This window comes from Sphingomonas sp. Leaf5, from assembly GCF_001421155.1.
Lineage (GTDB): Bacteria > Pseudomonadota > Alphaproteobacteria > Sphingomonadales > Sphingomonadaceae > Sphingomonas.
The window spans coordinates 1-13,171 of the sequence record NZ_LMJZ01000015.1 but is presented as its reverse complement, the minus strand read 5'-3'; the positions used below and the strand labels follow the sequence as shown (position 1 = coordinate 13,171).

Genomic DNA, 13,171 nt, shown 5'->3' with positions numbered 1-13,171 from the left:
ACCGCATGACCGCTCGGATCGCGTCCGTCCTGACCCTCGGCCTCGCGCTCGTCGCTTGCGAGCCGCAGACGTCGCGCGACCATATCCGCGTCGTCGGGTCGTCGACCGTCTATCCCTTCACCACCGCCGTCGCCGAAATGCTGGTCAACGCGAACCCCGACCTGCGCGCGCCGCTGGTCGAATCGACCGGCACCGGCGCGGGCGCGTCGCTGTTCTGCGCGGGCGTCGGTCCGCAGCATCCCGATATCCTCGACGCGTCGCGCCGGCTGAAGAAGTCGGAATATGCGACCTGCCTCGCGCACGGCGTGAAGGACATCATGGAAATTCAGGTCGGCGTCGACGGCGTGGCGCTGGCCGAATCCAACAACGGCCCGAAGCTGCAACTGACCAAGCGCGACGTGTATATGGCGCTGTCGGCCAATCCGCTGGGCAAGCCCAACACCGCGCGGATGTGGAACCAGATCAACCCCGCGCTGCCCACCATTCCGATCCAGTTCTTCGGCCCGCCCGCGACCAGCGGCACTCGCGACGCGCTGGTCGAACTCATCATGGTCCCTGCCTGCGAAGCCGCGGTGCCGGGGGTCAAGGCGCTGAAAGAGCGCGACAAGGACCGGTACGAGGACATCTGTACCCGCATCCGCGAGGACGCGGCCTATGTCGACAAGGGCGAGAATGACAATCTGATCGTCCAGAACCTGTCGACCAACCCCAACGCGGTCGGCATCTTCGGCTATTCCTATCTCGAGGAAAACAAGTCGCGGCTGCACGGCGTGCCGATCGACGGCATCGCGCCCAGCTACGACAGCATCGCCGGCGGCACCTATCCGGGGGCGCGCCCGCTGTTCATCTATGTGAAGAAGGCGCACATCAAACCCGTGCCCGGCATGAACGACTTCCTCGCCATGTATGCCAGGTCGTGGGACCCGGGCGGCCCGCTGACCCGGCGTGGCATGATCGCCGCCCCGGCGGCGGTCCGCGCCGAATCGGCGGCGGAGATCGCCAGCCAGACCGCGATGAACCCGGCGGAGCTGCACTGATGCACGGCGTAACGCTGATCCTGCTGGTGCTGGGGTTCGGCGGGATCGGCTGGATGGTCGCCCGCGCCCGCGCCGCCCGGTTCGCCAAGCCGCTGACCGCTGCCGATCGCCCCAATTCGCTGCCGGGTCAGCATGGCTGGCATATGGCGATCTGGATCGCCGCCCCGGCGCTGCTGTTCCTCAGCATCTGGAGCGCGGTGTCGCCGGCGCTGGTCCGCGACTCGGTGCTGTCGACGCCCGCCGCGACGGGCCTGCCCGGTCCTGGCTTCGAACGCTCGGCGATCCTTGCCGAGGCGCGCTCGCTCGCGCTCGGCAACGCCTATGGCGCGTTCAACCGCCAAGCCGAGGTGCTGGCCCCGGCCTATGCCGACGCACAGAGCCGCTACGACTGGATCGGCACCACGCTCGCCATCCTGCTCGCCTTTGCCGGCGGTGCCTTCGCCTTCACCCGCATCCGTCCCGATTATCGCGCGCGGACGCAGGTCGAACGCGCGGTGATGCTCGCGCTGCTGGTCGCGTCGCTGATCGCGATCCTGACCACGCTCGGCATCTTCCTGTCGCTGTTGATCGAAAGCTGGCGGTTCTTCCGCATCGTGCCGGTCACCGATTTCCTGTTCGGCACCAACTGGAGCCCACAGGTCATCCGCTCGAACGATCCGGGCGCGACGCTGGGCGCGGTGCCGCTGTTCTGGGGCACCTTCTTCATCGGTGCGGTGATCGCGATGATCGTCGCCATCCCGTTCGGGCTGATGAGCGCGGTCTATCTGACGCAATATGCCAGGCCGACCGTCCGCAAATGGATGAAGCCGATCCTTGAGATCCTCGCCGGCGTGCCGACCGTGGTCTATGGCTATTTCGCCGCGCTGACCGTGGGTCCTGCGATCCGCGACCTCGCGGTCATGCTCGGCATGCCGTTCGCCAGTTCGGAAAGCGCGCTCGCCGCCGGCCTGGTAATGGGGGTGATGATCATCCCGTTCGTCTCGTCGATGGCCGATGATTCGATCGCGGCGGTGCCGCAGTCGATGCGCGACGGCAGCCTCGCGATGGGGGCCACCACCAGCGAGACGATCGGCAAGGTGCTGCTGCCCGCGGCACTCCCCGGCGTCGTCGCGGGGGTGCTGCTCGCCGTCAGCCGCGCGATCGGCGAGACGATGATCGTCGTCATGGCGGCATCGGGCGCGGCGTCGATCACGCTCAACCCGTTCGAAAGCGCGACCACCGTCACCAAGCAGATCGTCGACCTGCTGACCGGCGAGGCCGAGTTCGACAGCCCCAAGACGCTCGCCGCCTTCGCGCTCGGCCTCACGCTGTTCGTGATCACCTTCCTTCTCAACGTCGTCGCGCTGCGCGTCGTCAAACGGTATCGGGAAGCGTATGAATAATCCTGCGAACGTCGCCGGATCGCCCGCGATCGACCGCGACGTGCCCGCCCGTGTCCCGGAACGCGTGCCGACCGACTGGAAGACGGGGGCGATGCAGAAGCGCATCCGCCGCCGCTATGCCGCCGAACGCCGCTTCCGCTTTTTCGGGCTGGCCGCAGTCGTCCTGTCGGCCGGGTTCCTCGCCTTCCTGCTGGTCACCATGCTCATCAGCGGCGCGGGCGGGTTTCAGCGGACGCTGGTCGCGCTGCCGATCGATTTCCCGACCGCGGGGATCGAGGTCGAACGATCGCAGTTGCAGGGGCGCGGTGCCGATCTGGCGCTGGCCGGCGCGGGGGTCGAAAACGCCGTCAACGGCGCGGCCGCAGCAGCGTTCGGCGAGGATAACCGCGTCATCTCGGACAGCGCGTGGCTGACCGTCCGCGACGCGATCAAGGCCGACCCGTCGATCCTGTCGCGCAAGGTCACCATCCCCGTCCCCGCCGCCCCGGCGGTCGAGGAAGCGGCGAAGGCCGATGGCGACGCGCAGGCGGAGGCGCTGGTCGCGCGACTGGAAAAGGCGGGCGCGATCTCGACCGGGTTCAACGCCGACTTCTTCAAATCGGCCGATTCGACCGATCCGACCGCGGTCGGCATCTGGGGCGCGCTGAAGGGGTCGCTGATGACGATGCTGGTGACGCTGCTGATCGCGTTCCCGGTCGGCACGCTGTCGGCGCTCTACCTTGAGGAATATGCCCCCCGGAACCGCTGGACCGACCTGATCGAGGTGTCGATCAACAACCTCGCGGCGGTCCCCTCGATCATCTTCGGCCTGCTTGGCTTGGCGGTGTTCCTCGGCACGCTGAACCTGCCGCGCTCGGCACCGATCGTCGGTGGCCTGACGCTGGCGCTGATGATCATGCCGGTCATCGTCATCGCCGGACGCAACGCGATCAAGGCGGTGCCGCCGTCGATCCGTGACGCCGCGCTCGGCATCGGCGCGTCGAAAGTGCAGGTCGTGTTCCACCACGTCCTGCCGCTGGCGCTGCCCGGCATCCTGACCGGCACGATCATCGGCATGGCCCGCGCCCTTGGCGAAACCGCGCCGCTGCTGATGATCGGTATGCGCGCGTTCATCAGCCAGCCGCCACAGGGATTCGCCGATCCCGCCACCGTGCTGCCGGTACAGATCTTCCTGTGGTCCGATCAGGTCAGCCGCGGCTTCATCGAAAAGACCAGCGCCGCGATCCTCGTGCTGCTGGCGTTCCTCCTCGCGATGAACGCGCTCGCCATCTATCTCCGCAATCGCTTCGAGACCCGCTGGTAATGACCGACACCACTCTCTCCAACGCCGTGCCGAAGCTGTCCGCGCGCGGCGTCGACGTCTTTTACGGCCAGAAACAGGCGATCAAGGACGTGTCGATCGACATCGCCATGGAGCATGTCACCGCGTTCATCGGCCCGTCGGGCTGCGGCAAATCGACCTTCCTGCGCACCATGAACCGGATGAACGACACCGTCGCCTCGGCGCGCGTGACCGGCGACATCCGGCTGGACGGCGAGGATATCTATTCCCCCGCGATGGACGTGGTGCAGCTGCGCGCCCGCGTCGGCATGGTGTTCCAGAAGCCGAACCCCTTCCCCAAATCGATTTACGAGAACGTCGCCTACGGCCCGCGCATCCACGGCCTCGCCGCGTCGAAGGGCGACATGGACGGCATCGTCGAACGCTCGCTGACCCGCGCCGGTCTGTGGAACGAGGTGAAGGACCGGCTGTCGGACAGCGGCACCGCCTTGTCGGGGGGCCAGCAGCAGCGGCTGTGCATCGCACGCGCCATCGCCGTCGATCCCGAAGTCATCCTGATGGACGAACCGTGCAGCGCGCTCGATCCGATCGCGACGGCCAAGATCGAGGAACTGATCCACGAACTGCGCGGCCGCTACGCCATCGCCATCGTGACGCACAACATGCAGCAGGCAGCGCGCGTGTCGCAACGCACCGCCTTCTTCCATCTCGGCACGCTGGTCGAATATGGCCGCACGTCCGACATCTTTACCAACCCCCGGCAAGAGCGCACAAAAGACTATATTACGGGGCGTTATGGTTGAGGGAGACGAGATGGCGACCGGCCACGAACACACCGTCAAGGCATTCGACCGCGATATCGGGCATTTGCGTGCGCTGATCTCGCAAATGGGTGGCCTCGCCGAACAGGCGATCAGCGACGCGATGCTGGCGCTGGCCCGCAACGATCCGGCGCTTGCCAAACAGGTCCGCGCGCAGGACAAGGCGATCGATGCGATCGAGGCGGAGGTCGAGAAGCTGGTCGTCCGCGTCATCGCGCTGCGCGCGCCGATGGCCGACGATCTGCGCGAGGTCGTCGCCGCGCTGAAGATCGCGGCGGTGATCGAACGCATCGGCGACTATGCCAAGAACATCGCCAAGCGCGTGTCGTCGATCCATGGCGAGACCCACGACCCGCGTATCGAACCGCTCAGCATCCTGCCGGCGATGGCGCAGCTCGCCGCCGACATGGTCCATGACGTGCTCGACGCCTTTTCGGCGCGCGATGCGCAGGCGGCGGTCGAAATCTGCAAGCGCGACAATGCGCTCGACGATTATTACAACAGCATCTTCCGGGTGCTGGTGACCTATATGGTCGAAAATCCCAAGACGATCAGCCAGGTCGCGCACCTGCTGTTCGTTGCCAAGAACCTCGAACGCATCGGCGACCATGCGACGAACGTCGCCGAAATGGTCTATTTCGCCGCGACCGGCCGCACCCTGGCCGAGCGTGAAACTTCGGAATTCGCAGGATAATCATGACCAAGGCACGGATGTTGCTGCTGGAAGACGATGCGGCGCTGGCCGAACTGATCGCCTTTCATTTCCAGCGCGAGGATTTCGAGGTCGTCCGCACGCATGAGGGCGAGGAAGCGTTGCTGCTCGCGCGCGAGGCGACGCCCGACATCGTCCTGCTCGACTGGATGGTCGAGGGACTGTCGGGGATCGAGGTCTGCCGCCAGCTGCGCCGGCAGGCCGAAACGCAGAACGTGCCGATCATCATGCTGACCGCGCGCGGCGAGGAAGAGGATCGCGTCCGCGGTCTCGAAACCGGTGCCGACGATTATGTTACCAAGCCGTTCTCACCGCGCGAACTGGTCGCGCGCGTCAACGCCGTATTGCGCCGCGTGCGGCCGGCGCTGGCGGGCGAGGCGCTGACCTATGCCGATATCGAGATGGACACGGTCGGCCACCGCGTGCGGCGCGGCGGCGAAGTCGTGCCGCTTGGCCCGACCGAATTCCGCCTTCTCAAACACTTCCTCGAACATCCCGGCTGGGTATTTTCGCGCGAACGGTTGCTCGATGCGGTGTGGGGGCATGATTCCGATATCGAATCGCGCACCGTCGATGTTCATATCCGGCGGCTGCGCAAGGCGATCAATATCGGCGATCGTCCCGATATCATCCGTACCGTGCGTTCGGCCGGCTACGCACTGGACGCGACCGGCTGAACACTCGGGCGGAAACCTTTTCGACTTGGCTCGTTTGGACCGCAGCCTAAACGAAACAAGTCGAAAAGGAATTTTCCCATGAAGACTGTAGCTTTCATGGCCGCTCTGCTGATCGGTAGTGCCGCCGTCGCCCAGACGACCCCGCCGACCACGCCGCCCGCCGATTCGACGATGCAGCCGGGTACGCCGGGCGCGCCGACCCCGCCCGCCGACAACATGACCCCGCCGCCCGCGCCGATGGCACCCGATGCCAACGCACCGGCCGATCCCAACGCGCCGCCGCCCCCGCCGGCACCGATGGCAGGCGATCCGAATGCTGCCGGCCCGCCGATGGCACCGCCCGCCCCGATGGCGAACGCACCGGTGGCCGGCACCCCGCAGGTGACCTTCGCCCCGGCGCAGACGACCCCGCCCCCGGCCGCGCCGCAGAGCTATCCGGTCTGTTCGCGCACCGTGAAGGACAGCTGCCGCAACCCCGGCGGCAAGTAAGCGCACCGGCCTGACGGCCAAGCAAGCGCCCCGCCCCAACCGGCGGGGCGTTTTTTATGCATCGTGGCAGCGAAGGGTCGGTCGATCTCCTCATCCGTCACCCCGGGCTTGACCCGGGGTCCCGCTTCTTCTGCCGAGCCGCCGAGTAAAAGTAGCATTCCGGGACAAGGTCCGGACGACGATAAGTTACCCCCCCGAACAACCGTATTGCCCAAACAATACACTACTGCTATACTCCACCAACACAGGGAGGTAGCAGCATGTACAGCGAGAGCGATCTGAACGGCGCGGTAAAGGCGGGGGTCTTGTCCCCCGACACCGCCGAAGCCCTTCGCGCCCATATCGCGCGGCAACGCGCGACGCCGGTGGTCGACGAAGAACATTTCCGGCTGCTGACCGGGTTCAACGACATCTTCGTCTCGGTCGCGCTGGCACTGCTGCTGGTCTCGCTCGCCTGGATCGGCGGCACCATCCTGACGCCGTTGGGGGGCCTCGGTGTCGCGGGGGCCGCGTGGTTCCTTGCCGAATATTTCACCGCGCGCCGCCGCATGGCACTGCCCAGCATCCTGCTGTTGCTCGCGTTCGTCGGCGGGGTCGCCGCCACGCTGGTCGGGGTCATGGTCGAACTCGATCCGCAGAACCTGCCCGACCGCACCACGGCGATGATCGTCGCCGGGATCGGCATCGTCGCCGCCGGCGCGGCATGGCTGCACTGGCGGCGGTTCATGGTGCCGATCACCGTGGCCGCCGGGGCCGCGGCGCTGGTCGCGACCGTCGCCGCGCTGCTGGTCGCCGCCTTCCCGGTGCTGAAGGACAATTTTTACCCGGTCACCCTGCTCGGCGGTATCGGCGTGTTCGTCGCGGCGATGCGCTGGGACATGAGCGACCGCGACCGCCGCACCCGTCGCAGCGACGTCGCCTTCTGGCTCCACCTCGTCGCCGCGCCGCTGATCGCGCACTCGCTGTTCCAGTTGCTGGGGGTGTTCGGGCCGACCGTGACGCTGCCGATGGCGGTGGTCGTAATCGCGCTCTACATCCTGTTCGGCGTCGTTGCGCTGGCCGTCGACCGCCGCGCACTGCTGGTCTCCAGCCTCGCCTATGTCCTCTACGCGCTCTACGCCCTGTTCGAAAAGGCCGGCGCGGTCGAACTGTCGGCGGCGTTCACCGCCTTCGTCATCGGCTCGGCGCTGCTGACGCTGTCGGTATTCTGGCAACCGATGCGCCGCACGGTAGTTGGGGTGCTCGGCGGTCTGGGCGAACGCCTGCCGCCCGTGGCGATGGCCTGAAACATTCCTTAGTGAGCGACCTTTAGCGGCCCCGGGCAACCGGGGCCGTTTTTTTGCGTCCTATTCCTCGACCAGCTTCATGAGCCGTCGTTCGACCGGGGCCAGCACCGGCCCCAGTTCATGGCCGCGCTTCACCACCGCGCCCGCTTCGCCGACCAGCGCCCACATGCCCTGTTTGTTGCGTAGTGACGGCCGCTTCTCGATCCGGAATTCGGGCCGTTCGGTCGCGCGGCGAAAGGCGCTGAATACCGCCGCGTCACGCCCCAGATCGATCGCATAGTCACGCCAGTGCCCGGCGGCGACCATCCGGCCGTACAGGTCGAGAATGCGCGTCAGTTCGGCGCGGTCGAACCCGATCTGTCCCGGCTGGCGCGCGGCGGGAAAGGGCGTGACGACTCCCATCAGGCGCGGTCGCGCTGGTCCTGTTGTTCGGCCAGCACCTCGTCCAGCCGCCGACGAAGCGTTTCCAGTTCGCAGCGCAGCAGTTCGATCCGCTGCGTCTGCGGGTCGAAGGTGTCGCGGCACGGCGTGCCATAAGGGACAAAGCGCGGATCGCCCGCCTGCCCGCCCTCGACCACCGTCGGGCGCGCCGGAATGCCGACGACGGTCGTCCCTTCGGGTACGTCCTTGGTCACCACCGCATTGGCACCGACCCGCGCGCGCCGGCCGATGATGATCGGCCCCAGCACCTGTGCCCCCGACCCGATGATCGCGCCGTCGCTGATCGTCGGGTGGCGCTTGCCGGCGATCCCGTTATCGGGGCTGGTCCCGCCCAGCGTAACGTTCTGATAGATGGTGACGCCGTCGCCGATCTCGGCCGTCTCCCCGATCACGACGAAACCGTGGTCGATGAAGAAATGCCGCCCGATCGTAGCACCCGGATGGATGTCGATCGCGGTCATGAAGCGGGCGAAATGGTTCACGCACCGCGCGCCGAAATACCAGCGTGCCTTGAACAGCCGGTGTGCGACCTTGTGCAGCGCCACCGCCCATACGCCCGGATAGGTCAGGATTTCCGCGCGCGACCGTGGCGCGGGATCCCGCGCCTTGATCGAATCCAGATAGCGCACCAGCCGCGCGAACATCGGCAATCCCCTTGAACGACAATCGCATGTAGGCACCCGCCCGCCCGCCGCCAAGCCATGCTGTAGGCGTAACAAACCCTATGTATCTTGTAGGCATTGTCGTTTGCCGTCATCACTGACGACCGCTTGAGCCGATGTCGAAGGAATTTGGATGTTCGAGAATATCGACTGGACGCGTCTGGCCGAGTTCGTTGCCGCCGGTTTCGCCGCCCAGATCGTCGATGGCGCGCTCGGCATGGCGTTCGGGGTGATTTCGTCGACCTTGCTGGTCAGCGTGCTGGGCGTGCCGCCCGCCACTGCCTCGGCCAGCGTCCATGTGGTGGAATGTTTCACGACCGGCGTGTCGGGGATCAGCCATGTGCTGCACAAGAATGTGAACTGGAAGCTGTTCTGGCGGCTGTTGCTGCCCGGCGTCGCGGGCGGCGTGACCGGCGCGTATCTGCTGTCCACGCTGGATGCATCGGTAACACGGCCGTTCGTCATGACCTATCTGGCGGCGATCGGCCTGTATCTGTTGTGGCGGGGCCTGCGCCATCCGCCCAAGCCCAAGGAACCGAAGGTCATCGCCCCGCTGGGGCTGGTCGGCGGGTTCCTCGATGCGGCGGGCGGTGGCGGATGGGGGCCGGTGGTGACCTCCAACCTGCTGGTACAGGGTGCCACGCCGCGCACGACGATCGGCACCGTTAACACCGTCGAATTCTTTCTGACGGTCAGCATTTCGGCGACGTTCCTGATCCATCTCGGGCTGGAGGCATTCACCACTGCCGTGGCCGGGCTGCTGATCGGCGGCATCGTCGCCGCGCCGTTCGGGGCGATGTTCGCCAAGCACATCCCGGCGCGCACGTTGCTGATCCTCGTCGGCATCGTGCTGACGGTCACCAGCCTTTACAGCGTGTACCGGGCGCTTTCGTAGGGACGTCAAACGAAGAAATTGGTTCGCGCAGAGGCGCGGAGGCGCAGAGGAGACTCGTTTGGGGAGACCGATCGCGTAGCGATCAGCCTCTTCGTACGCTGCGACAGGGATGACGGTCCCGCTGTCGCGGGACGATCATGCGCCACAACCCCTCTGCGCCTCCGCGCCTCTGCGCGAACCAACTTCTTCTTACGCCACCGCCGCGTGAACGGTAGCGACCGCCGCCAGCACCGCGCCGATCCGCACCGCGCCCTGAATCACCTCGGCCTTCACCCCGTGCTTCTTCAGCACGTCCTCATGCGCATCGATGCACATGCCGCAGCCGTTCATCGCCGACACGGCAAGGCTGAACAGTTCGAAATCGACCTTGTCGATCCCCGGCGCGGCGATGACGTTCATCCGCAGCTTGGCGGGCAGATTGCCATATTCCTTGTTCTTGGCGAGGTGGACGAAGCGGTAATAGACATTGTTCATCGCCATCACCGCCGCCGCCGCGCGCGCCGCATTCGCCGCTTCGGGCGAAAGCTTGTCGGCGACTTCCGCCTCCGCCGCCTCGACCAGCGGCTTGTGGCCGGTGGCGTGCGCGCAAGCCAGCATCGTCCCGAACTTCTTCTGCGGGTCGAGCACGGTCTCGTTCAGCAGCGAGCCGACGTTCAGGCGGATATCCTTGGCGAAATCGGGCAGCTGGCCCGCAAATTCCTTGAGCGACATGGGCGTCTCCATACAGCAGATACACGACACCCCAGCCGACCGGGCGCGTCGCCGGGTCTGCGCTGGGGTGCCGAAAAAAGGGGGGAGCGGACCGAACGCCCGCTCCCGAAAGGATCAGGCCGCGACCTGGAGGACGTCGTCGCCCTTGTTCCAGTTGCACGGGCAAAGTTCATCGGTCTGCAGCGCGTCGAGCACGCGCAGCGTTTCCTGCGGGTTGCGACCGACGTTCAGGCCGTTGACCTGCACCGCCTGAATGACGTTGTCCGGATCGATGATGAAGGTCGCACGGAACGCGACATGCTCGTTCTTGTCGAGGATGCCGAGCTTGCTGGCCAACACCGCGCCATTATCGGCGATCCACGGGAAGTCGGCGGCGGCCAGATCGGGGTCCGACTTGCGCCATGCCAGATGGACATGCGCGGTGTCGGTCGACGCGCCGATCAGCACGGCGTCGCGATCGGCAAAATCTTCCTTCAGCTCGCTATAGCCGACGATCTCGGTCGGGCAGACGAAGGTGAAGTCCTTCGGCCAGTAGAACAGCACCTTCCACTTGCCGGGGAATGCGTCGTGGCTCAGCGTTTCGCCGGCAGGCAGCGCTGCGGTGCCCTGCTGGACGGGAACGGTGAATTCGGGAAGCGTGTCGCCAACGGTCAGCATGAATTGCCCTTTCTTTTGGTGCGTCGCCGCACCGTGAATTGCTGCATCGCGATATAGGGTACGGCACGGACCGTTCCAATCGGAATTCCCCTTGGGATTGATCGGCGCAGTCGATAAGTGGGCCGCATGTCGGTGTACTTGCCCACGCTCAAGCAACTTCAGTATCTGGTCGCGCTGCACGACGCCGGCCATTTCGGCCGCGCCGCCGAGGCATCGTTCGTGACCCAGTCGACCCTGTCCGCCGGCATCCGCGAACTCGAAACGCTGATCGGCGTGGTGCTGGTCGAGCGCACCCGCCGGGTCGTTCGGTTTACGCCGCTGGGCGAGAGCATCGTCCTGAAGGCGCGCAAGGTGCTGCGCGAAGCGGAGGAACTGACCGACATGGCCCGCGCCGCCGGCCGCCCGCTGTCGGGGGAAATGCGGATGAGCGTCATCCCGACCATCGCCCCGTTCCTGTTGCCGCGCCTGCTCCCCCGCCTGCGCCGCGACTATCCCGACCTGAAGCTGTTCCTGCGCGAGGAGCCGAGCGCGGCGGCGTGCGAGGGGCTGCACCATGGCCGCACCGACTGCGTGCTGCTCGCGCTGCCCTATGGTTGTGGCGAGGTCGAGGTCGCGCCGCTGTTCGAGGATCGGCTGCTGCTCGCCGTGCCCGGCAACGATAGCGGCGACACCGCGCCGCTGGTCGCCGACGACATCGATCCCGAACGGCTGCTGCTGCTCGAGGACGGGCATTGCCTGAAGGACCATGCCCTGCGCGCCTGCGAACAACCCGAATTGCGCGGGCAGGCGATGATGATGGGCACGTCGCTGCACACGATCGTCCAGATGATCGACAATGGCCTCGGCACCACCATGTTGCCGCAGATGGCAATCGACGCCGGCATCCTCGAACACACCGGGGTCACCGCGCGGCCGATCGAGTCGAAAAACGCCCAGCGCCGTATCGCGCTGGTCTGGCGGCGCGCGTCGCCGCGCGAACGCGATTTCCGCCTGCTGGCCGACGTACTGACCGCCGAGCGCGGCTGATCCATATCAGTCCGGGGGGAACCGTTTTTGCGGTTGAACCGTATTTCCGGGGTCGGTGCGCGACGCACCGCGCATCAATTCACCGCAACCACCGGAGAAAACCGATGATTCGCGCTACGATTTCCGCCGCCGCCCTCACCCTGTCGCTGGCCGGCGCAGCCCATGCCCAGACCGCGCCGGCACAACCCGCCCCGCCCGCGACGACCGGCGCACAGACCGGCACCACCGCGACAGTGACGACCCCGGTCGGCACCGCCCAGACCGGCGCACAGGCGAACACCAACGCCACCGCACCGGTGATGGTCGGCGGCGCGCCGATGCTGCCGACCGCAACGATCGTCGCCAACGCATCGAAGGCGAGCAACCTGTCGACGCTGGTCAAGGCCGTGCAGGCCGCCGACTTGGTCGCGACGCTGTCGGGTCCGGGTCCGTTCACCGTCTTCGCACCGACCAACGAAGCATTTGGTCGCCTCGCCCCCGGCACGCTCGATACGCTGCTCAAGCCCGAGCAGAAGGCATCGCTGACCAAGGTGCTGACCTATCACGTCGTGGCGGGCAAGCTCGACGCGGCGGCCCTGAAGTCGCAGATCGAGGCCGGCGGCGGCACCGCCACGCTGACCACCGTCGAAGGCCAGCCGATCAAGGCGACGCTGGAAAACGGCGCGCTGGTGCTGACCGATGTCGGCGGCGGCAAGAGCTATGTCACGCAATATGACGTGCAGCAGTCGAACGGCGTCGTCCATGTCGTGAACGGCGTGCTGGCCCCGAAGCTCGGCTGATCCGGGACTCAGGACAATGACGAAGCCGGGCGGGAGAGATCCTGCCCGGCTTTTTCGTTTTGGGGCCACCCGTCCGGCGGTCCTCGTTACCCCGGACGTGATCGGGACCGTTGCGAACGTCGCAAGCTTCACCAAAAACGCGCCGTACCCCCGCGCAGGCGGGGGTCCAGAGCCAAGCAGAACAACCGCTTGCGCTTGGAACCCTAGACCCCCGCGTAGGCGGGACTGTTTACACGAGGCGCGTTTTGGATTCTTCTGTGTTCCTTTGATTTGGGACGGGGAGGATAGGATGCGTTGTCCAGCGTGCGAGGGGA

The 13,171-nt window shown here is 66.4% G+C and carries 15 protein-coding genes; 11 read left to right on the top strand and 4 right to left on the bottom strand.

The genetic code is table 11. The features are described 5' to 3' along the window. The first annotated feature begins 5 nt into the window (after positions 1–5). The 8 genes from ASE50_RS10930 (at position 6) to ASE50_RS10895 (ending at position 7,686) form a co-directional block, all read left to right on the top strand. The gene (locus ASE50_RS10930; protein ID WP_056399975.1) at positions 6–1,037 is read left to right on the top strand and encodes a substrate-binding domain-containing protein; all 1,032 of its coding nucleotides are present in this window, start codon (positions 6–8) and stop codon (positions 1,035–1,037) included. Beyond that, the gene (pstC, locus tag ASE50_RS10925; protein WP_056399971.1) at positions 1,037–2,419 is read left to right on the top strand and encodes a phosphate ABC transporter permease subunit PstC; all 1,383 of its coding nucleotides are present in this window, start codon (positions 1,037–1,039) and stop codon (positions 2,417–2,419) included. The genes ASE50_RS10930 and pstC overlap by 1 nt, the downstream gene beginning before the upstream one ends. 91 nt (positions 2,420–2,510) lie before the next feature. Then, positions 2,511–3,722, top strand: a complete 1,212-nt coding sequence (gene pstA, locus ASE50_RS10920; RefSeq protein WP_082438976.1) for a phosphate ABC transporter permease PstA — start codon at positions 2,511–2,513, stop codon at positions 3,720–3,722. Next, entirely contained in the window at positions 3,722–4,504 is a 783-nt protein-coding gene (gene pstB / locus ASE50_RS10915; protein ID WP_056002936.1) for a phosphate ABC transporter ATP-binding protein PstB, read from the top strand. The genes pstA and pstB overlap by 1 nt, the downstream gene beginning before the upstream one ends. Before the next feature lie 10 nt (positions 4,505–4,514). Then, complete coding sequence (gene phoU, locus ASE50_RS10910) at positions 4,515–5,216, top strand: phosphate signaling complex protein PhoU (RefSeq protein WP_056399969.1); 702 nt, start codon at positions 4,515–4,517, stop codon at positions 5,214–5,216. A 2-nt stretch (positions 5,217–5,218) separates the two neighbouring features. Further along, a complete protein-coding gene (gene phoB / locus ASE50_RS10905) occupies positions 5,219–5,911 on the top strand; it encodes a phosphate regulon transcriptional regulator PhoB (RefSeq protein ID WP_056399967.1) in 693 nt (230 codons plus the stop codon). 78 nt (positions 5,912–5,989) lie between these two features. Further along, positions 5,990–6,400 (top strand): hypothetical protein, encoded by a 411-nt coding sequence (locus tag ASE50_RS10900; RefSeq protein ID WP_082438973.1) that lies wholly within the window; start codon positions 5,990–5,992, stop codon positions 6,398–6,400. Between the two features lie 260 nt (positions 6,401–6,660). Further along, positions 6,661–7,686 (top strand): hypothetical protein, encoded by a 1,026-nt coding sequence (locus ASE50_RS10895; RefSeq protein WP_056399963.1) that lies wholly within the window; start codon positions 6,661–6,663, stop codon positions 7,684–7,686. 60 nt (positions 7,687–7,746) lie between these two features. Here the strand turns inward: ASE50_RS10895 and ASE50_RS10890 are convergent, their stop codons facing one another. Together ASE50_RS10890 and epsC are read right to left on the bottom strand one after the other, a co-directional pair. Next, a complete protein-coding gene (locus ASE50_RS10890; RefSeq protein WP_056399960.1) occupies positions 7,747–8,088 on the bottom strand; it encodes a DUF2794 domain-containing protein in 342 nt (113 codons plus the stop codon). Next, positions 8,088–8,771, bottom strand: coding sequence for a serine O-acetyltransferase EpsC (epsC, locus tag ASE50_RS10885; RefSeq protein ID WP_056399957.1), 684 nt, complete (start codon positions 8,769–8,771; stop codon positions 8,088–8,090). Before epsC ends, ASE50_RS10890 begins: the two co-directional genes overlap by 1 nt. Before the next feature lie 151 nt (positions 8,772–8,922). Here epsC and ASE50_RS10880 point away from each other — a divergent pair, with 151 nt between their 5' ends. Beyond that, complete coding sequence (locus tag ASE50_RS10880; protein ID WP_056399953.1) at positions 8,923–9,684, top strand: sulfite exporter TauE/SafE family protein; 762 nt, start codon at positions 8,923–8,925, stop codon at positions 9,682–9,684. A gap of 189 nt (positions 9,685–9,873) precedes the next feature. Here the strand turns inward: ASE50_RS10880 and ASE50_RS10875 are convergent, their stop codons facing one another. Both ASE50_RS10875 and ASE50_RS10870 read right to left on the bottom strand, forming a co-directional pair. Then, entirely contained in the window at positions 9,874–10,395 is a 522-nt protein-coding gene (locus ASE50_RS10875; RefSeq protein WP_055822545.1) for a carboxymuconolactone decarboxylase family protein, read from the bottom strand. 114 nt (positions 10,396–10,509) lie between these two features. Further along, complete coding sequence (locus ASE50_RS10870; RefSeq protein WP_056002912.1) at positions 10,510–11,052, bottom strand: peroxiredoxin; 543 nt, start codon at positions 11,050–11,052, stop codon at positions 10,510–10,512. 126 nt (positions 11,053–11,178) lie between these two features. Between ASE50_RS10870 and ASE50_RS10865 the strand changes: the two genes are divergently transcribed. Further along, positions 11,179–12,078, top strand: coding sequence for a hydrogen peroxide-inducible genes activator (locus ASE50_RS10865; protein WP_056399950.1), 900 nt, complete (start codon positions 11,179–11,181; stop codon positions 12,076–12,078). Positions 12,079–12,182: 104 nt separating this feature from the next. Beyond that, the gene (locus tag ASE50_RS10860) at positions 12,183–12,857 is read left to right on the top strand and encodes a fasciclin domain-containing protein (RefSeq protein WP_056399944.1); all 675 of its coding nucleotides are present in this window, start codon (positions 12,183–12,185) and stop codon (positions 12,855–12,857) included. Positions 12,858–13,171: the final 314 nt, after the last annotated feature.

What these genes read in the sequence shown, in the direction of transcription:
- pstC (WP_056399971.1), top strand. Translation starts at nt 1,037, where the DNA reads ATGCACGGCGTAACGCTGATCCTGCTGGTGCTGGGGTTCGGCGGGATC.
- ASE50_RS10865 (WP_056399950.1), top strand. Translation starts at nt 11,179, where the DNA reads ATGTCGGTGTACTTGCCCACGCTCAAGCAACTTCAGTATCTGGTCGCG.
- ASE50_RS10880 (WP_056399953.1), top strand. Translation starts at nt 8,923, where the DNA reads ATGTTCGAGAATATCGACTGGACGCGTCTGGCCGAGTTCGTTGCCGCC.
- pstB (WP_056002936.1), top strand. Translation starts at nt 3,722, where the DNA reads ATGACCGACACCACTCTCTCCAACGCCGTGCCGAAGCTGTCCGCGCGC.
- ASE50_RS10875 (WP_055822545.1), bottom strand. Translation starts at nt 10,395, where the DNA reads ATGTCGCTCAAGGAATTTGCGGGCCAGCTGCCCGATTTCGCCAAGGAT.
- ASE50_RS10900 (WP_082438973.1), top strand. Translation starts at nt 5,990, where the DNA reads ATGAAGACTGTAGCTTTCATGGCCGCTCTGCTGATCGGTAGTGCCGCC.
- ASE50_RS10870 (WP_056002912.1), bottom strand. Translation starts at nt 11,052, where the DNA reads ATGCTGACCGTTGGCGACACGCTTCCCGAATTCACCGTTCCCGTCCAG.
- ASE50_RS10895 (WP_056399963.1), top strand. Translation starts at nt 6,661, where the DNA reads ATGTACAGCGAGAGCGATCTGAACGGCGCGGTAAAGGCGGGGGTCTTG.
- pstA (WP_082438976.1), top strand. Translation starts at nt 2,511, where the DNA reads ATGCAGAAGCGCATCCGCCGCCGCTATGCCGCCGAACGCCGCTTCCGC.
- epsC (WP_056399957.1), bottom strand. Translation starts at nt 8,771, where the DNA reads ATGTTCGCGCGGCTGGTGCGCTATCTGGATTCGATCAAGGCGCGGGAT.
- phoB (WP_056399967.1), top strand. Translation starts at nt 5,219, where the DNA reads ATGACCAAGGCACGGATGTTGCTGCTGGAAGACGATGCGGCGCTGGCC.
- ASE50_RS10890 (WP_056399960.1), bottom strand. Translation starts at nt 8,088, where the DNA reads ATGGGAGTCGTCACGCCCTTTCCCGCCGCGCGCCAGCCGGGACAGATC.
- ASE50_RS10930 (WP_056399975.1), top strand. Translation starts at nt 6, where the DNA reads ATGACCGCTCGGATCGCGTCCGTCCTGACCCTCGGCCTCGCGCTCGTC.
- phoU (WP_056399969.1), top strand. Translation starts at nt 4,515, where the DNA reads ATGGCGACCGGCCACGAACACACCGTCAAGGCATTCGACCGCGATATC.
- ASE50_RS10860 (WP_056399944.1), top strand. Translation starts at nt 12,183, where the DNA reads ATGATTCGCGCTACGATTTCCGCCGCCGCCCTCACCCTGTCGCTGGCC.